Genomic DNA, 20,474 nt, shown 5'->3' on the forward strand with positions numbered 1-20,474 from the left:
CGCAAGACCTATGGCCTTGGCCACGACATTGGCGGGCTGAGGCGCCCCTGCCCGACAATCGCGTTTCGCCCTTCACCTCGTTCCTCCATCCATCCGCAAGCTATTAAGACCATCAAGACCAGGGGCCTGCTCGCGATCTTCAAATGCGAGTGCGATCAAAACCTTCCGCATCCAATAGTGGCAACAGGGCCTTTACAGCTGCAAGACCAGGCATAGTTAGCTGGGATGATTGGAAACGGAGGCTCCAATGACGATTTCGAAAATCGCCCTGACAATGCTGATCGGCAATCTGTTTGCCTTACAGGCCGTGGCTGCGGGCATTGATTGCAAGAAGCCTTCCTCGACAAGCGACCATCTGATTTGCGCAGACCAGTCGCTTCGAGCGCGGGATGCGATGACAAGCGATCTCTATGCCGCGGCCCTGAAAACGGATGATGCGAGCAAGATCAAGCAGCGGCAGCAGCGCTGGGTAAAATCGCTGCAATCATGCCAGGATGCCGCGTGTGTCCGACAGGCATATGATGATCAGATCGGCTACCTTTTGACGACCAAGGGCGGGCGAAGCGTCTCCACCAACTTTACCGCGGAAAATGCCAACGGCAACGAGGGCAATCTTTCCATATTCGGTCCGGTCGATGGTCTCGCCGCAGTCTCAGTCGCTTCGACCTTTGTCGGCCCTGGCGGTGTCGATGCCGGCGACGTGAACGCGGACGGCGTCAGCGGCGTCATTCCTCTCAAGGACGGACACGGAAAGCTTTCCGCAGACAATTGCTCCATCGGCTTTGATCGCCTGAACGCCCAGACCTGGCGCGTCTCACAGACGGGAGCATGCCAATTTGCCGACGGCGTGACCATGCAGGGCACCTATCGGCGGGAGTAAAGGGATGTCGTGGAGAGACAAAGAAACGCTGTGATGCAGCAAAGCACATCACAGCGTTTCGATAGCAGCAATTCGCCAGCTCCCAGGCAACCAGAGGCGTCCGGGATTTTTGTTCAAAAGGCCGCGGTCAGCGATCAGCCGCCAACGGCATCGGCCGTGCACTTCTTGACGAAACTCGTCTTGGCGGCGCCTGCGAGCTTCTTTGTGGCGGCTTGAGCGTCGCAGGAGCTTGCCGCATCCTTTGCGCACTTGTTGCTAAAACTGGTCAAAGCTGCGCCCGCCAGTTTCTTGTCGGCTGCCTGAGCCTTGCATGTGGCATCGGCGGCCATCGCACCAGTGGCGAGGCAGGTAGAAAAAATCGCGAGTCCGAGCAGTCTGATCATCGAAATCCTCCAGGACAAACCTCAACAAAAGGCCGAGGTAACCGGAGTCTAACCGAACGTCTGCCATAGTAAAGACTTCCTCGATCGCCGACGGAACAGAAAGATTCCCTGTAGATGCAAAGCTTTGGCTCATTGACCCCCAATAGCTTGAACCGATAGACAAAAGGATGGAAAGTAACCACGCGAGGGCAATGACAGCACAACTCGCCCCTCCCGTCGTGCGATAACGGCGTGACAACAACAACGCCAACCGAACGCTGCTTCAGGAATTCCCAATCCTCCCATGAAGACAATTTCAGGCACGAATCTCGAACAGGCCAAATCGCATAACCGGCGTGTCGTGATCGAGGCCATCCGGACCAACGGGCCGCTGTCGCGTGCGGCAATCGCGCGCATGACGGCGCTGACGACCCAGACGGTGTCCAACATCGTGGAGGAACTTGCACGCTCGCATCTGCTCATCCCGATGGAGGCGCAGAAAATCGCCCGCGGCCAGCCGATCATTCCCTATACCATCAATCCCAGCGGCGCTTATTCCATCGGCCTCGAACTTGGTCGCCAGCGTGCGGCCGGCGTGCTGACGGACCTATCTGGAACGGTCTGCGCCCGCATCGATCGTCATGTCGACAGACCGGGGCCGACCGAAGCGATGCCGGTCTTTGCCGCCATCGTCAGGGATTTGCAGGAGGCCTTTTCCTTCGACCGGGATCGGCTGCTCGGCGTCGGGATCGCCCTGCCCGGACGCTACGCGGATGGCGGTGTGACGTCGCTTAGTCCGCTCAATCTGCCGGGCTGGCAGGATTTTCCCGTGGCCAGAGAGCTTGAGCGACTGATCAACTTGCCTGTGCTCGTCGAGAATGATGCGACCGCAGGCGCAATCGGCGAGCGGCTTTACGGCGTCGCGCGCGGCCTCGGAAGCTTCGTCTATCTCTTTCTTGCGGGCGATGGCGGCATCGGTGCCGGCATGTTCCTGGACGGTCATCTCTACAAGGGCAGCCGTGCCAATGCCGGCGAAATCGGCCACATCATCGTCGAGCCGCATGGGAGGCTATGCACCTGCGGCAAGCGCGGTTGTCTCGATCGCTACGTCTCGCCATCCGTCGCCTACGAATGCCTCGGCATCGCGGATGCGCAGGAGCTGGATCCCGACGATCTGGATGCGATGATTGCAGCGAACAGCCACGGGCTGGAGACCTGGCTCGAACAGGCGGCTCAGCCGTTGCGGCAGACGATCGACTTTCTCGAGCTTGCCTTCGATCCGCAGACGATCGTACTCGGTGGCAGCGCGCCGACATCCCTGCTCACGCAACTCGCGGCCCGCGTGGAGCCGCTCCATATTCCCGTCAACCCGATGGAAGAGCGCAAGATCCCTCGCCTGATGGTCGGAGCGACCGGCAAGGACACCGCCATTCTCGGCGCCGCCGCTCTGCCGATCTTCTCGGAAACGAACCCGCAATTCGATGTTCTGCAAAAGCCGATCATCCACCGCGCTGCCCAACAGGCGGGATAAGCGGCCGAGGCGTTCGAACCTGCAAGTCATTGAACACAATCAGGCGCGGCAAACGTGCCGCGCCTGAGGACCATGCATCAAGCTGTCAAAATTGATGCAGGCCGTATAGCAGCGGCATCGTGCCGGCAAGCGCCTTGAACCGCTCCCAGGATTTCGCCGATGGCTTCGTCCAGCCTGTCTCCGCAAGTGCGGACAGGCGCGGGAAGACAAGGCGGTCGAAGATAGCACGATCGGTCATCGACTCCGACCAAATGCAGGCCTGAATGCCGCGGAGTTTTTCCTTCTGTACATCCGTCCAGCCGCCGACGGGATCGAAGGTGTAGATCTTCTCCGCATCGGAATAGCCAGCCCAGCTGCCGCCGGGCTCGTCCCAATCCGGACGCATCGCCATGTCGAGATAGTAGACCTGCCCGGGGCAGACGACGATCTCATACCCGCGGCCGGCAAGTTCGGCCGCCACCTCGACATTGCGCCAGCTGCAGAGATAGCTCTTGTCCTTGTCAATCCGGTCACCATGGGCAGCCTCTTCCCAGCCACCGGTGACGCAGCCCTTCGAGGCGAGGAATGCCTGAATGCGCTCCAGGAATTCCGCCTGGAGAACCGCGGCACCCGAGCCATGGATATCGTCGGCGCCATGCGTATTAGTGATCACGTTCAGACGCTTGGCATGCGCCTCGGCAACGTCATCGCCGGCAAGCTCACGCAGCCGGGCAAGCGCTTCCGGCGAACCGGACCATGCACCAAGCGGCACCTCGTCGGCACCGATATGAATGGTCTTGAACGGGAATAGCTCGATGAGTTCGGACAGGATCGTCTCGATCACCTCATAGGTCTTTTCACGGGCCGGATTGATACAATTGTCCGGGAAGCCCTGAACCGAATAATAGCTGCCGGCCTCATTCGGATCGCGAAGCTCCGGAATTGCCTGTAGCATGGCATAGCAATGACCCGGCATGTCGATCTCCGGCAAAACCTCGATGCCAAGACCCTTGGCATAGCCGACAATATCGCGCACGACCGCCTTGGTGTAGTAACCGCCGGTGCGAGCCGGGCTGGAGCCGAGAAGCGGCGGCATCGGCAGGCCATGCCCACGCCATGCACCAATTTGCGTCAGCGCCGGATAGGCATCGATCTCGACGCGCCATGCTTCATCATCCGACAGATGCCAATGGAAGCGGTTCAGCTTGTTCCAGGCAAGCACCGCCATCAGCTTCTTGATTTCAGCGGAGCCATAGAATTGCCGCGCGACGTCGAGGTGCAGGCCGCGCCAGCTCATCGTCGGCTCGTCGATGATCTCGCCGGCCGCCGGGAAGTGGAATGCCTGCGGATGCAGACGCGCACCGCGCCAGATCTGGCCGATGGTAACGAGACCATAGACGAAGCCGGTCTGTGCGCTCGCTTCGACCGTTATCGTCTCTGGGGAAAAGGCGAGCCTGTAGGCCTCGGCGCCCAGACCTTCGACATGGCGCAATTCCACCGGCACGGCACCTTCCGCCTCGGAACGGATCAATCCTTCGGCCGAAAAGAGGTGCTCGACAAGGGCCGTAAAGCTTTCAGCGGCAGCTTGCGCATCCGGCGCCGCGGCCTTCAAGGCGAAGCCTGCCGGCAGTGGACGCCGGGAGGATACCGCTACGTGATTCGGCCACGGAATGATCGCTAGCGGCACCGGCGGATTTGACGGCACCGGATAGACTTCCGCGCCACGCTTCAACGGCGCATTGCTGGATGATGTGCGCGTCGGCTCGGTGCCAAGTGAAACCGTGGTGCCATCGGCAAATGCGAGATAGGCGCTGTTGGCGCCATCGTTCCAGTGACGAAACTGCCAGCTCAAGGCGCGAACCGTGATGGTCCACGTTTCGCCACCCGCCAGTACGAAGCCTTCCGGCGGCTGGAACTCGGTGAAGTTGGAAAGACGCTTGGAGATCGTCGCGCCCTCGACGATGCCGGCTGGGTCGACACGACCCGGGCCGCTGACACAGAGCGCGAAGCCGGAAAGCGGCTCCGACGAAAGGTTCTTCAGCCGCAAAACGTAGGAAAATTCCTTCTCGTCAGTCGGCGGGTTCCAGGTTGTTTCAAGCCGCAGAGCCAGGGATCGCGGTGTGGACATGAGCATTCTCTCTTCCTGAAGGGATTGTTCAAAGCTTGAGCATGCCGGCGTAGATGCCGGGTGCGGAATTGGGGATCTGCGTTGCGCCGACCGTTTTCTCGTAGAATTCGGATGGGCCGACATCGCCGATGATCGCATAGGCGTAACCCATGGCCTTCATGTCGGTGAGGCAGGCGAACAGCAACGCACGGCCGATGCCAAGACCTCGCACGTCTTCGGCGACGCCTGTCGGACCGAAGAAGCCGCGTGCGGTCGCCTCGTGGCATGCAAAGCCGACAAGCTCGCGATTGCGCGTGGCGATGAAGCAGGTCGGCGGTTGGCGCGTCATCGCTACCGTCGTTTCGCTCGCCCATCCCTCGCTGAAATGTTCGGCCACCCAGCCGGTGATCAGCCGCAGCTCCGGCGGCAGGGCACGTCGAATTGTAATGCCGCCATGCGCCATCCGTTCGGGCGACTGCGTGTCCGCGGGCAGCGTCGATAGATTGACCAGATAATCCAAGGTGAAATCCTTCTAGTTCGATGCGACGAGCGCACGCATGAAATGATTGGCGCCGACCTGCTCGACCGTGGTCGAGATCGGGCGCGTGAGCGCGCGGATCTTCTCCGCCTGCTCGAGAAAACGGGCGCTGCCGCCAGTCACGAACCTGCGGCCTCCATCCGGAACGGCCGACAGCAGGAGTTGCGTATAGGGATGCTTCGGCGCAGACAGCACCATTTCCGTATTGCCCCACTCGACCATCTGACCGGCAAACATCACGACGATCTCCTCGGCGACATGGGCGGCCGTGGCGATATCATGGGTGATGTAGAGCATGGCGAGATCGTTTTCCCGCTTTACCCGCGCCAGCAGATCGAGGATGTCCTTGCGGATCGACACGTCGAGCATCGATGTTGGCTCATCCGCCACCAGCACGCTCGGTGCGACCGCCAAGGCACGGGCAATGTTGACGCGCTGGCGCTGGCCACCCGATAGTTCGTGGGGAAACTTCTGCCGCGTCACCGCCGGATCCAGACCGACACTGACAAGAAGCCGGGATATGTCTTCATCCCGCTCGGCCTTCGACTTATCCCCCCCATGCAGTTGCAGCGGTCGAGCAAGGTGATGGTTGATCGTGAAAGCCGGGTTGAGCGAAGAGAACGGATCCTGAAAAACCATCTGGACGTCCTTGCGGTACATCCGCTCTTCCTTGCCCGAACCGCGCGCGCTGCGATCCTGTCCTCGGACCAGAATCTTGCCAGCCGTCGGCTTGTCGAGCCGAGCGATGATGCGCGCGCAAGTGGTCTTTCCGCAACCCGACTCGCCGACGAGAGCGAGCGCCTTTCCCGCAAATAGCGAGAAGGACACACTCTTCAGCGCGTGCACCGAGCCGAAATGACGCTGAACGTCCTCGAGCCGAATAACGGGTTCGGCAGTCACAGCCTGTATATGCAGTTTCATGCGAAAACTCCGGGGGCGTGGGCGCTGGCTGGAAGCTGCGGAATGGCGTTCCAGAGCTTGCGCGTATACTCATGAACGGGCGATTGGCTGACTTGAGAGACATCGCCGACCTCAACCAGCTCGCCTTTCAACATCACGCCGATGCGATGGCAAAGCTGCGCCATCAGATGCAGGTCATGCGTGATGAACAGCACGGAAAAACCATAGGTCTGCTGAAGATCGAGCACTTGCTCAAGGATCTCTCGCTGCACGACGACGTCGAGTGCGGTCGTCGGTTCGTCCATGATGATGAGCTCGGGTCGCAGCGCCAAGCAGATGGCGATGACGATGCGCTGGCGCATGCCTCCGGAAAACTGGTGCGGATAGTCGCCGACACGATGCACGGGAATGCCCACCAGTTTGAACATTTCCTCGGCGCGAGCGCGGGACTCCTGCCGTGAGCATCCGGTGTGGCGGTGCAGCACATCGTGAAACTGCGCTTCGACCCGCATCAGCGGGTTGAGCGAGTTCATGGCGCTCTGAAACACCATGCCGACCCGCTTCCAGCGGATCTTCTGCAACTCGGTCTCCGGCATCTTGAGCAGATCCTGGCCATCCAGACGGATGCTTCCGCCGCTGATCCACGCAGGCGGCTTGGAAAGCCGTGTGATCGCAAAAGCAATCGTGCTCTTTCCGCAGCCGGATTCGCCAGCGAGACCGAATATCTCGCCGCGGCCGATATTGAACGAGACATCTTTCACCGCCCGGAAGTCGCCCTTGTCGACCAGGTAGTCGATGTTGAGGTGTTCGATTTCAAGCAGATTATCGCTCATTGGCCTGACCTCATCATGCGATTGCGGGCTCGGGTCAGACGGAACCACCGGGTCAACGCCGATCCGGAGCGCAATTGCGGATTGGCGATTTCGTCGAAGGTGAAGTTGATCAGCGCAAGGCCAAGGCCAGTCAGTGCGATACCGGCGGCGGGCACTGCAATGTCCCACCAGGCGCCGACCATGATGGCCGAAGCGTTCTGGGCGTTGTAGAGCATCGTGCCCCAGGTCACTTTAAGCGGATCGCCAAAGCCGAGATATTCGAGCGTGGTCTGTGCAACGATCGCGTAAATGATGCTGCCGACCAGATTGATGCCGATCAGCGGCGTCAGGTTCGGCAGGATTTCGACGAAGATGATACGCCATGCCGGTTCGCCGATCATCTTGGCCGCCGTGACGAAATCGCGATTGCGCAAAGCCATGGTTTGCGACCGGGTCATGCGCGCACCCCACGGCCACGACGTCAAGGCGATGATGGTCATGATCGTCATCGGCCCGACCGTGCCCGCAAAAGAGGCCAGCAGGATGAGCAGCGGCATGTTCGGTATGACCAGCACCGCATTGGTGGCGAGATCGAGTACCGCGTCGGTCCTGCCGCCGGCATAGCCGGCGATGAGGCCGATGGCCGTGCCGATGACGGTAATGGCGATGCCGGTCGCAAAGCCTACCGAAAGCGAACTTCTCGCACCCCAGACAAACTGCCGATAGACATCGCGGCCCATCTTGGTAGTTCCGAAGACATGTTCGACCGACGGTGCCTGATGTGAACGGCCGACGCGCGCGCCGGGTTCGCCGGGTGCTATGATCGGCGCAAAAATCGCCATAAGGCACAAGGCGGCAACGATGATGAAGCCGATGAGGGCCTTCTTCTGGCTGAAAATTGATCGCAACGCGAAACTCATCGTACGCCCTCCATCAATCTCGGATCGACAAGGCCGTAGATGATGTCGACCAGAAAATTCGCGGCGAGGGTCGCGATCGTCATCAAGAGCAGTTGACCCTGAATGACGGGATAATCGCGCGCTACGCTGGCGGTGAACAGCGTCAGGCCGAGGCCAGGATAGTTGAAGACGATCTCGGTGACGATGGATCCGCCGAAGACGGCGCCAAGCATCAGCGCCAGATTGGTCAATACGGGCAAGAGGGCGTTGCGGGCGCCATAACTGAACATGACGGCGAAATTACTGAGCCCTTTCGCCCGCCCCATGGTCACATAATCCTCGCCCAGTATGACGATCATCGACGAGCGCATGGTCGTCTGGAATTCGCCGATGAGGAACGGCGAAAGCGTCAGCACCGGCAGGATGGCATGCATGAAGACGCTGCCGAAGAAGGTGAAATTGAAGCCCGGATCGAGATTGGGATCATAGGCATAGCCGACTGGAAACCAGCGCAGCGATACCGCGAAGACGAAGAGGATCGTCAGGGCGATGATCACGGGCGGTATGGAAAACATGATTACGGAGAGAGGCGACACGACCGTGTCAAACCGCCCGCCGCGGCGCCAGGCCGAGATCGCGCCGAGCACGACGCCAACGCACAGCGAAAAGATGATCGCGGTGACGACCAGGAAGACGGTCCACAGCGTGGCCCGGCTCAACACCTGGACCACCGTCTGCGGATAGTATTTGACCGAAACGCCGAGATCGAAGGTGGCGAGCCCTTTGAGATAGTCGAGGAACTGCATCATGATCGGCTGATCGATCTCGCCGAACCGCGCCTTGATCGCCTCGACGGCCGCGGGCGTGGCCCGCGGCCCAAGCTGGGCGACCATGGCGTCGACGGGGCTCCCCGGCATAAGCCGGGGAAGGATGAAGTTCACGACGATCGCGAAGGCCAATGCCACCGCGTAGACGCCCAGGCGCCGGCTTGAAATACGCATGTCTGCTTCCTTGGCTTGGGTCTTACAGGACCGGCTTGAGACGCAGCAGATGCATGAGGCGCATGCGATTGTTGTCGTGGTTTTCCGGGTTCATGACCGGATTTTTGTCGGTAACCCAACCCGTAAACCGCTTGCTGGAATATTGATACCAGGTCGGTCCGTTGAACACCGGCACGACCGGGAACTCGTCGGCGATCAGCACCTGAATATCGTTGAAGATCTTCTTGTGCTCGTTCTCGGAAGAGGATTTCCGGTACTGATCGAAGAGCGCATCGAGCTTCGGGTTCGAGTAGCGTGGCGCAGAAACGGTAAGCTTGCCGGCATAGTCCGTAGACAGGCTCTGGTAATAGCCCTGGAACGGCGTGGCGCTATCGGCGCGCGAGTTCATGACCACGTCGAAGCTGCCATCGAGCAGCTGCTTGCGCCACTGTTCATATTCAGGCGTCGCGACGGAGGCATTGATGCCCATGCCACGCAAGCCCTCGACGGCGATTTGCACGGCATCGATCCAGTCGGTCCAGCCGTTCGGCACGATGACCGGGAAAGCGATCGGCTTGCCGCTCGGCGTCGTGCGGAAGCCGTCGGCGCCCTTCTTGTAGCCGGCATCGTCGAGGATCTTGTTCGCCTTAGCGGTGTCGAAGCCCATGAAGGCATCCTTGTCGCCTTCGGCAGCCTTGTTGCGCCAGCTCTCGAAGCGCGGCGGCAGGCCGCTGGCATGCAGATTGACGACCGGATAGCCGAAGCCGGCAATATCGACCATCGACTTGCGGTCCATCGCTAGGCTGAAGGCGTGGCGGAAGTTGAGATCCTTGAAAGCCTCGAGATTGCCGGCATTGGTCGACTTGAAATTCATCTGGAAGGCGACGGTTTCTGCCGGCGGCTGCCAATAGCCATTGTGCTGGGCATCAAGGGCCACGAAGGTCTTGTCGATCTGCGGCAGGAACGAACCGATCCAGTCCACAGTGCCTTCCGGCAACAGCGCCAGCATCTGGTCGTTGCCCGAAATCTGCGGCAGACGCAGGCAATCGACATGCAGCGAAGCGGCATCCCAATAATTCGGATTGCGGCACTGCTCATAGACCTGCGGCGTGAAACGGCGCACCTCGGTCATCGGTCCGGAACCGATTGGCTTTTCGTTTTTGAAAGCAACCGGATCGGCCACACCCTTCCAGATATGCTCCGGCACGACAGCCAGATCGGCCAGCGATTGGGGAAACTCGGAATTCACGTCTTTGAGATTGATCTTCACCTGGGTCGGCGACGGCGCTTCGACGGAAGCGACCGTCTGGCCAGCGCCAACGGTATCGACAGCGGGATTCTTCAGCATCAGGTCGATCGTGTATTTCACGTCGGCTGAGGTCAGCGGCTGGCCGTCCGACCACTTCACGCCGGGGCGCAGATCGTAGGTAATCGACTTCAGATCGTCGGAGAACTTGTAGTTCGTGGCCAGACGCCAGACGGGCTTGCCGCCATCGTTGGCGTTGAAGATAACCAGCGGCTCATAGATGAAATCCATCGTGCTCTGGCGACGGCCGGCCAGATCGAAGGGATTGAAATTACTGACCCAACTCGTCTGCTCCTCGATGTGCATCGTCAGCACGGATTCGGCTGCCGAGGCGATCCCCGCACCGAATGCCAGCGATGTGCCGAGCGCTGCCGTTGCCAGCCACGACGTCTGTTGGAAGAGATTGCGCAATCTGCTTTTCTTCAGTTCCATTCTCTGCTCCCTCTCGTTGACCTCTACTAGTCAATCAAATTGATTTAATCGTGAGTTTGCGCGATCGTCAATCCGCTGATTGGAAATCAACAGGCGATGGTATGGGGGCGCGCGCACGTTCGCTGATGATGAAGCGGCGATCTGTCGCAATCGAAATCGCGAGAGGACTGGTGGCCATCAGGCGCACGCCGATAAGCGAAAAATCTATCCGCAGAGCAACCTTGGAACACGTCTTCTCCACCGGAACGGAGCATAGCCGGTGTTCGAATTCTGAAGGTCGCGCGAGGTGGGAAATCTAACTCGGCCCGAGCTGGAAAGGTATCGGGATCTGTCGCCAGCTTATGAGCTGCAGCGGCGCAGTCGAGTCAGAATGAAATGGCTCCGCTCTGAACGCAGGGCATCCGGAGCGAAGCCTTCAATAGTCACTGGGTATCGGTTCAGTCGAGCGGCTTGTAAGCGATAACGTCCATCTCGACCTTCACGTCCACCATCATCGGCGATTGAACGGTCGAGCGCGCCGGCGGATGATCGATGAAATGCTTCTGGAACACCGCATTGAAGCTCGAAAAATCGCGGGCATCGTCAAGCCAGGCATTGACCTTAACGACATGCTCAAGAGTGCAATCGGCAAGGGCAAGGACTTCCTTGATGTTGGCGATGACCTGCTCGGTCTGCGCGACAATATTGCCGACGATAACCTCGCCATTGACCGTCGGGACCTGACCCGAAACATAGACGTAATCGCCGGCGCGCACGGCCTTGGCGAAAGGACGGCGCTGGCCGCCAGCCTGATTATCGGCGATATCAAAACGGATCAGCTTGTTCTTGCTCATGATCTACTCGGCCTCTCATTGTTATCGAAATCTGCGGTCGCCAACATCTCAAAACGACGGGACGGGGCGTGCGACTCCTGTGCGCCCCTCAATATCCGCCATGGCACGGACGCGCCAGATCGTTTCACCGCCGCATGCCTTCTTCTTCGCGCCGGGCGGGAAATCCATTCGAAAGGGCACCTCCGCATCGCCCTATTGCTCTTGCGCTATGCGAAGCAGGATGATTTCATCATATGATTGTTTGAGGTTCAGGAGGAGACGTCATGACAGAACTCGCGCATTCCCTTGCTTCCATTCGCATTCCCGATCTCGCCGGCAAGCGTGTGCTGATCACCGGCGCTTCGACCGGCATCGGCGCAGCTCTCGTCCTCGCCTTTGCGGCACAGGGCATGAAGGTCGGCCTCCATTTCAACGCCAGCCGCGAGCCCGCCGAGCAGCTAGCTGCCAGGATCAAGGCGAGCGGCGGCACGGTGCATCTGGTCCAGGGCGATGTCTCTCAAGACGGCGAGACGGAACGGGTCGTCAATGAAGCCGCCGAAGCCCTGGATGGTTTGGATGGGCTCGTGAACAATGCCGGTGGCATGCTCGGCCGGCTTCCGACCGCCGCCATGACCGACGAGCACTATGAGCGCGTGATGAACCTCAACGCCCGCTCGGTGCTTGCTGCAACCCGAGCCGCCCACCCTCACCTCCGGAAACAAGGCGGCTTCATCATCAACACCACGTCGATTGCCGCCCGCAACGGCGGTGGCAACGGCGCCATCCTCTATGCCGCCTCCAAAGGTTTCGTCTCGACTATCACGCATGGTCACGCCAAGGAATTCGTCAACGACAAGATCCGCGTCAATGCGGTCGCGCCCGGCGTCATCGCAACGCCGTTCCACGAGCGCTACACCAATGACGAACAGATGGAACTGCAGCGCAAGACCATCCCCATGGGCTTCGTCGGCACGCCGGAGGATTGCGTCGGCGCCTATCTGTTTCTGGCGTCCCCGACATTGTCCGGCTACGTCACGGGCCAAGTGATCGAGGTCAATGGCGGCCAGTTGATGCCCTAAGCCGCTAGAGGTGATCGACTTTCCGCGCCGGGCAATGCTAGTCTATGCCCGGCGCGGCGTTCATGCCGCAGGAAGATGGAGCGCATGCGAATGGCAAAGACGCCCATTGAGAACCGGATCACCACCTCCGTTCAATTGACTCATCCTGAGCGGGTCTATTGGCCCGACGACGGTGTCAGCAAACAGGAACTCGTCGACTATTACGCTTTGGCCTGGCCGCGCATGGCGCCTTTCGTCGTCAATCGGCCTCTTGCGCTGCTGCGCTGTCCCGATGGCATAGACGGACCTCGCTTCTTCCAGAAACATGCCTGGAAAGGCATCAATTCCCATATCGTCGAGATCACCGATCCCCAGGACAAGGAAAGCGCCAAGCTCCTGAAAATCGGGGATTTCGACGGACTTGCAGCACTCGTCCAATCCGCGGCGCTCGAGATACATCCCTGGGGCACGACCATCGATCACTGGGAAAAGCCCGACATGATCATCATGGATCTCGATCCCGGCGAGGATATCAACTGGAACGAAGTCATCGCTGCCGCGAAGGAAATAAGGGAGCGCTTTGTCGCCCTCGGCCTTGCGTCATTCGTCAAGACCTCCGGCGGCAAGGGGCTGCATGTGGTCGCTTCCCTCAAGCCGGCGGCGGCCTGGCCGCAGGTCAAGGATACGGCCGAGGCAATTGCGCACTCAATGAGCGCTGACCATCCGGACCGATATTTGTCGGTCGCCAGCAAGGCAAAGCGGGCCGGCCATATCTTCATCGATTATCTGCGCAACGGCCGCGGCAACACGGCAGTTGCGCCCTATTCGACGCGGGCAAGGCCGGGAGCTGCCGTTTCGATGCCGATCGCATGGGAAGAATTGAACGGCAAGATCGGGCCGGCCTCCTTCACCGTCAGAAATGCTGCCGAGCGCCTCGGCAATTCCAGCACTGACCCTTGGGCCGACTTTTTTGAAGCCGCGTCGGAGCTGAAGAGCTGAGCTATATCAGAAATGGGACCAGAGCCGGCGTGCTGGCCTTGTAGTCGGCATAGGCACTGCCGAAGGTTTCGCTCATCCAGCTTTCCTCGATGTGAACGCGGCGCAGGACGGCATAGAGCACGGCGATGATGGCAAGCGCCGCGGCAATATCGCCACGCGCAATGGCCGAGCCGATGATGGCAAGCATCAGGCCGGAATAGATCGGATGGCGTACAAGGGCATAGGGACCGGAGCGGATCAGCGCATGATCCTCCTTAAGAGTGATGACGCCACTCCAGTTCCGGCCGATGTGGACGCGGGCCCACACCGCAAAGGCAAGGCCGATTAACGTCAGCGCCGCGCCGATGCCATAGGTCGTCCGATCATGCGGAATGATCGGAGTTTGCAGAGGGCCGAGCCAAGAGGGATGCGCCACTAGGAGAAAAGCGCCGATCCAGATCGGCGCGGTATTGCCAAGCCGCGATAGCGTATCCTCCTGCCGTACGGTCCTCTTGACCCGGAAAGAGGCGAAAAGCCAGATCAGCAGCCAGACGATCCAGCAGGCTGGAATGAACTGATAGAAAAGCATCGCTCACACCATATCTCTATCCAACTCTGGATAGCGCCGGAAAATGCCGTTCTCGTTGAAGGGAATGCGGCGATCGGATTGAAGATAGCGAGTAATGTTGGGCCGTTTCATGACAGCCGCGTGCAAGGCGTTTAAGTGCGGATAGCGATCAGGGAGATGCGCGGTGGCGCGTGGAAACGCATAGCGCAAGCCCTCGTAAACCTGGAAGAGCGATAGATCGACATAGGTCAATCCGCCGCCGAAGATATGGGCCGGCCCCTTCGGATTCTGTTGCAGGACGCGCTCGAAATAGCCGAGGTATTTCGGGATGCGGTTGCCGATGAACTCGGCAGCCCGTGCCTTGGCCTCCTCCTTCTGATCCTCGTAGTATTTCGAGGTGGCAATGGGATGATGCGTGTCGTGCACTTCGGCGATAAAATCGGTGATCGTCAGTTGCAGGCCGTTCAACACATGGCGTTGCGCTTCATCCTTGGGCGCCAGGCCGAGCGTCGGCCCAAGATACATCAGGATGTTCGCCACATGCGGAATGATGAGATCGCCATCCTTCAAGAACGGCGGCGCAAACGGAATGTCGGCATCGGATCTGCTCCCCATGATCGCCATCATGGCCGATATTCCCCGCCCCCTGCTTGTCGCGCCACGGCAAACATCGATGTAATCGGCACCCGCCTCCTCCAGTGCCAGCCGCACGAATTCGCCGCGCCCCTGAATACTGTTCCAGTAGTAAAGCTCATAAGGCATCTGGTCTCTCCGATGGGTGCATTTGCCGTCGTCGCAGGCCATACGTCAGCGACTGCGTGCCGGCTGCCGTGTTCCTTGGCGGCAGGACGACTCTGCTTGCCATTGTAGAAACTTATCATCGGCATCAAGGAACGGAAGGGTCAACCTACCCGACGAAACGTCTGAGAGAGGCAATGAAGGCCGGGGGAGGAAAGGCCCTTCCTGGCCGCCTTTTAGGAATGAGTGCGATGTTCATGGCGCTTGCGGGTCGAGGCCGCCTTCTTCGCCGATGCCGAACGCTCGGCGGCCGGCCGGTTTGCGGAAGCGCGACCGCCAATCCTGCCGCCCTTCTCCGATGATTCATGACTTTCCGGATGGCCGCGACCGGAGCCCGATTTTTTACCCCCGCCGCTTTCCTTGTTTACCGTTGCCCATGCGCGATGCTCGGCTTCATCATGGGAAACGCCGCGATCCTCATAACCTTCCTCGATATGTTCGGCTTTACGCTTCTGCTTGTCCGAATAGGCGGATTTGTCTCCACGCGGCATGATCTTTCTCCATATTGCGGATGAAAGACCAACCCGGCGTCACGGAAAAGGTTCCGATATCTGGCCGGGCGATCCGCGATTGATCGCCCCGAACCATGAGCGTCGGTCATGCCGGGGTGTGGCTCGGTGCCTGGCCGAAGCGGGGAAGAACAGTCCAACGGAGCGGTCGATGATCAGGATGAGGATCAGCGCCGCCAGAAGATAGAGGGCTGCGAGAACGAGGAGAGACGTCACCGCATTACCTCCGCTCGGTCGGCGAAGATGCAAGCTGCGACGATCGTCAAAACAACAAACTCCGGATCATCGATGTAGCTGTGGCACATGGTGGGGCTCCCTACCCGCTCCAATAGCACCGATGTGTGACAACTATTTTGTGCCTCAGGCCCAAGATACAGAAATTGCTGCAGATATCTCGATAGCAGCGGTCAAAAAGGGGCGGCTCGACGCTCATCATCGAACCGCCCTCGCCTCCGCCGCATCTCGAAAGGCAGGATTTATACTAGGCTTTAGCTTTGACAGTCTTTTTGGTGGTCTGTTTCGCAACGGGCTTGTCCGCTATCTCATCAACAGCGGCAGTCACGGTCAACTTCCGTGTCGCCTTGGATTTGACGCCAAGCTTACTTTCCTTGCCGACGCTCTTTTCAAGAGCAATACGTTCACTGTTTGCCTGCTGCCAATGCGTGACGTCGCGGCCGGAAGGATAGCCTTCTTCCTCCCAGATGGCATAGGCACGCTTCTTGATCCATTCGTCCCGAGATTCCAACATCTGCTGTTCTCCGTTCGCATCAATGAACATGGTTGGTGAACAATGCCCGTTCTTGAAACGCGGGCTTTCATGCCTCCCCCGAGCAACCAAGACCCGATGCTTCCACATGGACCTGGGGCTATTCCGTGAGTCTTGACGCTCGAACCGCAGGGGCGCTTCGCACTTGGAACACAAATTACCGTGGTGGACGGTAGCGAAGCAGCCGAAACGTGATCAATATGCGCGAGGCGGCAATCCTGTTCAATTAAAAATATCTAATAAAAGCGGTTTTCGCACTGAAAACGAATATGCCTTAAAGATTGTAAGGCAGCTGATTGCAGCTTTCGCGGTCGAATATATACTCCGCGGCATGATCGACCTTGTGGCTGCCCATTGGGGCCAAATCCTCGCTGTCCTCTCCATCGCCATGGGGGCAGCCGCCGCGATCCACGCAGCAATGACCAAAGAGGATGTTCGCGCTGCGATCGGCTGGGTCGGCGTCGTCATCCTGTCGCCCATCATCGGCGCGCTGCTATACGCCGTCGCCGGCATCAACCGCATCCGCCGCGCTTCCCTCAGTTCGCAGCGCGACGCGCTCTTTCGCGAGAGTGCGACAGGCGAGCTTGCCAGTTTCGACGCCAAGGACGAACAGGTGCGGCGGCTTTTCGGCGACCGGTTCGACTCGATGAAAACGCTCGGCGACCGCGTGGTGCGCTATACGATGAGCACCGGCAACACCATCGAGATGCTGACCAGCGGCGACGCTGCCTATGCCGCAATGAAAGCTGCCATCGACGGCGCCGAACGCAGCATTCTGATGGAAACCTATATATTCGACCGCGATCCGATCGGCTTTCGCATTGCCGACGCACTGATCGAAGCGGCCAAACGCGGCGTCAGCGTGCGCGTCCTCATCGATGCCGTCGGCGCCCGCTATTCCGTGCCGAGCATCATGGGCTATCTCAGCGAGGGCGGCGTCGACGTCGACGTCTTCAACGGTAATGTCATCATCGGACTCAGATTGCCCTATGCCAATCTGCGCACCCACCGCAAGATTCTGAGCATCGACGGGCGGATCGCCTTTACCGGCGGCATGAATATACGCCAGGGATTCACGCGCGAATTCGCACACGAGCATAGCGCGCGCGACATGCATTTCTGCGTGACGGGTCCGGCGGTTGCCGATCTCTTCAACACCGCCGCCGAAGACTGGCGCTTCACCACCGGTGAAGTTCTGGACGGAGGTGAATGGCGGATTGCGGCGCCCTCCAACGAGCCCGGAGCGCCGGTCTTCATGCGCGTCGTCGCCTCGGGCCCGGACCGTAGCCTGGAAACCAATCACAAGATGCTCGTCGGCGCGCTGTCGGTGGCGCATAAGACGATCCGTATCATGTCGCCCTATTTCCTGCCGGATCGGGAACTGATCAGCGCGCTGGTCACGGCGGCCAGACGCGGTGTCGAGGTCGATATCGTCGTGCCGACGGCCAACAATCTCGTGCTTGTGGACCGCGCCATGACGGCGCAGTTCGACCAGATGCTGAAGAACTATTGCCGTATCTGGCGGGCCGAAGGTCCGTTCAACCACTCCAAGCTGCTGGCGATCGACGGCACATGGGCCTATGTCGGCTCCTCCAATCTCGATCCTCGCTCGCTGCGGCTGAATTTCGAGGTGGATCTCGAGGTACTCGATCGCGGCTTCGCCGGCACGATCGATGCACATATCGGCGCGATCCTGGAAACGGCACACCCGGTCGATCTCGAAAAGCTCCGGGCACGACCCTTTATTGTGAGGCTGATCGAGAAGGTCCTCTGGCTCGGTTCGCCATATCTCTGATGGGCTGCCACATGGACAATCTACCCTTGTCGCAGCCTTTTTACATGACAAGGCCGAGGATCGCTTCTTATAATCCCAAACATGTACCCGACATGGTCTGATCAAGGAACGGTCGACGGATCGATGCGAAAAAAGAAAGAAAGCCTCGGTGCGAGCATTCTGGAAAGCCTGAAGAACCGAAAGAGCTCACATCCAACACCGGCAAGCAAGCCGGACCGTCCCGAAGGCACGCTGATCGCCTCCTACAATGTACACAAGTGCGTCGGCGCCGACCGCCGTTTCGATCCGGAGAGAACCAGCCGGGTCATTTATGAAATCGATGCCGATGTCATCGGCCTGCAGGAGGCCGATACCCGCTTCGGGGAGCGCACGGGGATCCTCGATCTGCGCCGGCTCGAACGCGAAACCGGGCTCATCCCGGTGCCGATCGCCGGCACCAGCAAGGCACATGGCTGGCACGGCAATGTTGTCCTATTCAAACAGGGCACCGTCCGCGACGTGCATCAAATCAAGCTGCCCGGGCTTGAGCCTCGCGGTGCACTGATTGCCGAGATAGAGTTGGCGCGCGGCGGAAGCATCCGCATCATCGCTGCCCATCTCGGCCTGCTGCATCGCTCGCGCGCCCAGCAAACGCGGCTGATCGTCGATCTCATGAATGACGGCAGCGAAATGCCGACCGTCCTGCTCGGCGATCTCAACGAATGGCGGCTGGGCGACCGGTCGTCGCTCAATACTTTCCAGGCGGCCTTTGGCCCTCTCCCTCCGGCAGTGCCGAGCTTTCCCTCGACGCTACCGCTTCTGGCGCTTGATCGCATCATGGCAAACCGGCGCGGCATGATCTCAGCGGTAGAGGTGCATGACTCACCATTGGCACGCGTGGCGTCGGATCACTTGCCGATTAAAGCCGTGGTCAGTCTCGAAGCATCCGAGATGGAAGCCGAGGTACGGTCGCAAACAGCCTAGGCTCAGAGTCTATTATTCGCTTGGTACGGCCGCCTGCCGCTCAGCAGCCTTGTTCGGATAAGGCGGATCCGCTCCAGAGTGTGCCCACAACCAGGAACACTATTGGAGCCATCAAACGGCTGACGAATGAGTTTGGGAAAACGATGTCATACCATAAACGCCTCTTGCATCGAGACCTGCATGCTGGGACCTTCTCGACAAAGGCGCGTTGGATGACGGTAACGCCCACGACAGCGCCACACGAGCAACTGTGCCCTGGCGTCTGGCGCGGCGGGCTGTTTATTGTCAAGCTGGGGCTTTCTCCCGCCAAGAGAGCAGGCTCCAGAATTCAGCAGGAGATTGCCCTACGGTGAACATCGTGTTCACGGCAACCTTGCGCCAAAAGCGGCCTTGGTCACGCTCCTGTCTCCTTGTGCAATCAACTGGAAAATTGCGAGGCTTGGGTGAACTGATCAGACCGGGACCAGTCCGTGGCGGAGCATGATCTCATTGACCTTAGTGAGGTCCGGTTTGCCGGGCACGTTCACCACCTCGGCAATTTCCTCGAAATAACGCCGTCCAATGGTACCCGGTGTGATGGTCGCCAAGACCTTGGCTGTGCCATCATGCAGGTTCTCGTGATGGTGCACCGCCCCTCGCGGAATGAATATGGCGTCGCCGGCGCGAATCTCGTGCGTTAGCCCATCGACGATCACAGTGAGCGTGCCTTCGAGGCCGTAGAGGAATTCGTCGGCATCCCGATGATGATGCGGAGCGGGGACGCGCGCCCGAGATGGCACTGTGAATTCGAACACCGTCGCGCCGACTTCACAGATGAGAAAACGCAGTTCGAGTTGCCCGATCCGCACAATGTCGTTTCCTACCGCTTCCATATGAGGTCTCCACAATGTAAAGTAACTTTACATCAACAAGTAAAGTGACTTTACATATATGTCAATCCTATCGCCCCAGAATTCAATTCCCGACGCGTTGCCCGGCCCGCCGTTCTTCGGCGCGCTGCTGCGCGTTGTCTGGCAGCATGTGCGAGACCGCATGCTGCAAGCCATTCACGAGGCGGGGTTTGCTGACTTCCAGGAGGCGCATTTTGCCGTGTTCTCGTTTCCGCTGCCGGATGGCATGAGACCGTCCGAGCTCGCGCGTCAGAAGCGGATGTCGCGACAAGCCGTGAACTATCTGCTCAGCCAGCTTGAAGACCTGGGCTATGTCGAGCGGCGCGCAGCCGACGGCAGCGATCGCCGACTGGTCTATCTAACACCACGGGGGCATGAAGTCGTCGCAGCCATTTTCGGATGTCTTCGGCAGTTGCATGAGCAATGGTCCAAAGAGGTTGGAAAGGAGCGCTTCGATGACTTCGTAGATGTGTTGAAGCAGCTGTCGACCAAAGCACAGGAACCGACAAACCGCTGAAAAACTCAACTTTGCGACGGTGATAAGGGTAGCCTCAGAACGGTTCGCGAACCGTACCTCCGAAGGTGAGCAGCCATTGGTGGCACTAACGACA

Annotated in this window: 22 protein-coding genes; 7 read left to right on the plus strand and 15 right to left on the minus strand. The window is 59.5% G+C overall.

Translation table 11 applies throughout. The features are described from left to right. The first annotated feature begins 247 nt into the window (after window positions 1-247). Window positions 248-880 (plus strand): lysozyme inhibitor LprI family protein, encoded by a 633-nt coding sequence (locus GA0061102_RS04485; protein WP_092844443.1) that lies wholly within the window; start codon window positions 248-250, stop codon window positions 878-880. 134 nt (window positions 881-1,014) lie between these two features. Here GA0061102_RS04485 and GA0061102_RS04490 read toward each other — a convergent pair whose 3' ends face one another. Beyond that, window positions 1,015-1,263: a hypothetical protein gene (locus tag GA0061102_RS04490; protein ID WP_037191599.1), complete on the minus strand. Its 249-nt coding sequence runs from the start codon at window positions 1,261-1,263 to the stop codon at window positions 1,015-1,017. Between the two features lie 283 nt (window positions 1,264-1,546). On the opposite strand from GA0061102_RS04490, the gene GA0061102_RS04495 reads away from it, so the two are divergent. Continuing rightward, a complete protein-coding gene (locus tag GA0061102_RS04495; RefSeq protein WP_092844445.1) occupies window positions 1,547-2,773 on the plus strand; it encodes an ROK family transcriptional regulator in 1,227 nt (408 codons plus the stop codon). A gap of 85 nt (window positions 2,774-2,858) precedes the next feature. On the opposite strand, the gene GA0061102_RS04500 is transcribed toward GA0061102_RS04495, so the two are convergent. From GA0061102_RS04500 to GA0061102_RS04535, 8 genes are all read right to left on the minus strand, one after another. Next, window positions 2,859-4,886 carry a beta-N-acetylhexosaminidase gene (locus GA0061102_RS04500; RefSeq protein WP_208858607.1) on the minus strand — a complete coding sequence of 676 codons (2,028 nt, stop codon included), beginning with the start codon at window positions 4,884-4,886 and terminating at the stop codon, window positions 2,859-2,861. A gap of 22 nt (window positions 4,887-4,908) precedes the next feature. Next, window positions 4,909-5,379, minus strand: a complete 471-nt coding sequence (locus GA0061102_RS04505) for a GNAT family N-acetyltransferase (protein WP_092844447.1) — start codon at window positions 5,377-5,379, stop codon at window positions 4,909-4,911. 12 nt (window positions 5,380-5,391) lie between these two features. Then, window positions 5,392-6,318 carry an ABC transporter ATP-binding protein gene (locus GA0061102_RS04510; RefSeq protein ID WP_092844449.1) on the minus strand — a complete coding sequence of 309 codons (927 nt, stop codon included), beginning with the start codon at window positions 6,316-6,318 and terminating at the stop codon, window positions 5,392-5,394. Further along, window positions 6,315-7,130 (minus strand): ABC transporter ATP-binding protein, encoded by an 816-nt coding sequence (locus tag GA0061102_RS04515; RefSeq protein ID WP_092844451.1) that lies wholly within the window; start codon window positions 7,128-7,130, stop codon window positions 6,315-6,317. The genes GA0061102_RS04510 and GA0061102_RS04515 overlap by 4 nt, the downstream gene beginning before the upstream one ends. Further along, window positions 7,127-8,029, minus strand: coding sequence for an ABC transporter permease (locus GA0061102_RS04520; RefSeq protein ID WP_092844454.1), 903 nt, complete (start codon window positions 8,027-8,029; stop codon window positions 7,127-7,129). The genes GA0061102_RS04515 and GA0061102_RS04520 overlap by 4 nt, the downstream gene beginning before the upstream one ends. Beyond that, the gene (locus tag GA0061102_RS04525) at window positions 8,026-9,009 is read right to left on the minus strand and encodes an ABC transporter permease (protein ID WP_092844456.1); all 984 of its coding nucleotides are present in this window, start codon (window positions 9,007-9,009) and stop codon (window positions 8,026-8,028) included. Before GA0061102_RS04525 ends, GA0061102_RS04520 begins: the two co-directional genes overlap by 4 nt. A gap of 22 nt (window positions 9,010-9,031) precedes the next feature. After that, window positions 9,032-10,726 carry an ABC transporter substrate-binding protein gene (locus GA0061102_RS04530; RefSeq protein ID WP_092844458.1) on the minus strand — a complete coding sequence of 565 codons (1,695 nt, stop codon included), beginning with the start codon at window positions 10,724-10,726 and terminating at the stop codon, window positions 9,032-9,034. A gap of 437 nt (window positions 10,727-11,163) precedes the next feature. Next, complete coding sequence (locus GA0061102_RS04535; protein ID WP_092844460.1) at window positions 11,164-11,559, minus strand: RidA family protein; 396 nt, start codon at window positions 11,557-11,559, stop codon at window positions 11,164-11,166. A 263-nt stretch (window positions 11,560-11,822) separates the two neighbouring features. On the opposite strand from GA0061102_RS04535, the gene GA0061102_RS04540 reads away from it, so the two are divergent. Together GA0061102_RS04540 and ligD are read left to right on the plus strand one after the other, a co-directional pair. Then, window positions 11,823-12,617 (plus strand): SDR family NAD(P)-dependent oxidoreductase, encoded by a 795-nt coding sequence (locus GA0061102_RS04540; protein ID WP_092844462.1) that lies wholly within the window; start codon window positions 11,823-11,825, stop codon window positions 12,615-12,617. A gap of 90 nt (window positions 12,618-12,707) precedes the next feature. Continuing rightward, window positions 12,708-13,595 (plus strand): non-homologous end-joining DNA ligase, encoded by an 888-nt coding sequence (gene ligD / locus GA0061102_RS04545; protein WP_092844464.1) that lies wholly within the window; start codon window positions 12,708-12,710, stop codon window positions 13,593-13,595. A 1-nt stretch (window position 13,596) separates the two neighbouring features. Here ligD and GA0061102_RS04550 read toward each other — a convergent pair whose 3' ends face one another. The 5 genes from GA0061102_RS04550 to GA0061102_RS04570 form a co-directional block, all read right to left on the minus strand. Next, on the minus strand, window positions 13,597-14,163 hold the full coding sequence (locus GA0061102_RS04550) for a methyltransferase family protein (RefSeq protein ID WP_092844466.1): 567 nt from the start codon (window positions 14,161-14,163) through the stop codon (window positions 13,597-13,599). Between the two features lie 3 nt (window positions 14,164-14,166). Further along, on the minus strand, window positions 14,167-14,904 hold the full coding sequence (locus GA0061102_RS04555; protein ID WP_092844468.1) for a glutathione S-transferase: 738 nt from the start codon (window positions 14,902-14,904) through the stop codon (window positions 14,167-14,169). 212 nt (window positions 14,905-15,116) lie between these two features. Further along, entirely contained in the window at window positions 15,117-15,431 is a 315-nt protein-coding gene (locus GA0061102_RS04560) for a plasmid stabilization protein (RefSeq protein ID WP_092844470.1), read from the minus strand. A 39-nt stretch (window positions 15,432-15,470) separates the two neighbouring features. After that, window positions 15,471-15,665: a hypothetical protein gene (locus GA0061102_RS04565; RefSeq protein ID WP_092844471.1), complete on the minus strand. Its 195-nt coding sequence runs from the start codon at window positions 15,663-15,665 to the stop codon at window positions 15,471-15,473. A gap of 265 nt (window positions 15,666-15,930) precedes the next feature. Next, complete coding sequence (locus GA0061102_RS04570) at window positions 15,931-16,197, minus strand: DUF2934 domain-containing protein (protein WP_092844779.1); 267 nt, start codon at window positions 16,195-16,197, stop codon at window positions 15,931-15,933. Window positions 16,198-16,546: 349 nt separating this feature from the next. Between GA0061102_RS04570 and GA0061102_RS04575 the strand changes: the two genes are divergently transcribed. Further along, a complete protein-coding gene (locus tag GA0061102_RS04575; protein ID WP_092844473.1) occupies window positions 16,547-18,010 on the plus strand; it encodes a phospholipase D-like domain-containing protein in 1,464 nt (487 codons plus the stop codon). 123 nt (window positions 18,011-18,133) lie between these two features. Continuing rightward, complete coding sequence (locus tag GA0061102_RS04580) at window positions 18,134-18,973, plus strand: endonuclease/exonuclease/phosphatase family protein (protein WP_092844475.1); 840 nt, start codon at window positions 18,134-18,136, stop codon at window positions 18,971-18,973. A gap of 452 nt (window positions 18,974-19,425) precedes the next feature. On the opposite strand, the gene GA0061102_RS04585 is transcribed toward GA0061102_RS04580, so the two are convergent. Continuing rightward, the gene (locus GA0061102_RS04585; RefSeq protein ID WP_092844477.1) at window positions 19,426-19,845 is read right to left on the minus strand and encodes a cupin domain-containing protein; all 420 of its coding nucleotides are present in this window, start codon (window positions 19,843-19,845) and stop codon (window positions 19,426-19,428) included. A 58-nt stretch (window positions 19,846-19,903) separates the two neighbouring features. Here GA0061102_RS04585 and GA0061102_RS04590 point away from each other — a divergent pair, with 58 nt between their 5' ends. After that, on the plus strand, window positions 19,904-20,380 hold the full coding sequence (locus tag GA0061102_RS04590; protein ID WP_208858608.1) for a MarR family winged helix-turn-helix transcriptional regulator: 477 nt from the start codon (window positions 19,904-19,906) through the stop codon (window positions 20,378-20,380). Window positions 20,381-20,474: the final 94 nt, after the last annotated feature.

This window comes from Martinezella miluonensis (assembly GCF_900094545.1).
GTDB lineage: Bacteria > Pseudomonadota > Alphaproteobacteria > Rhizobiales > Rhizobiaceae > Rhizobium > Rhizobium miluonense.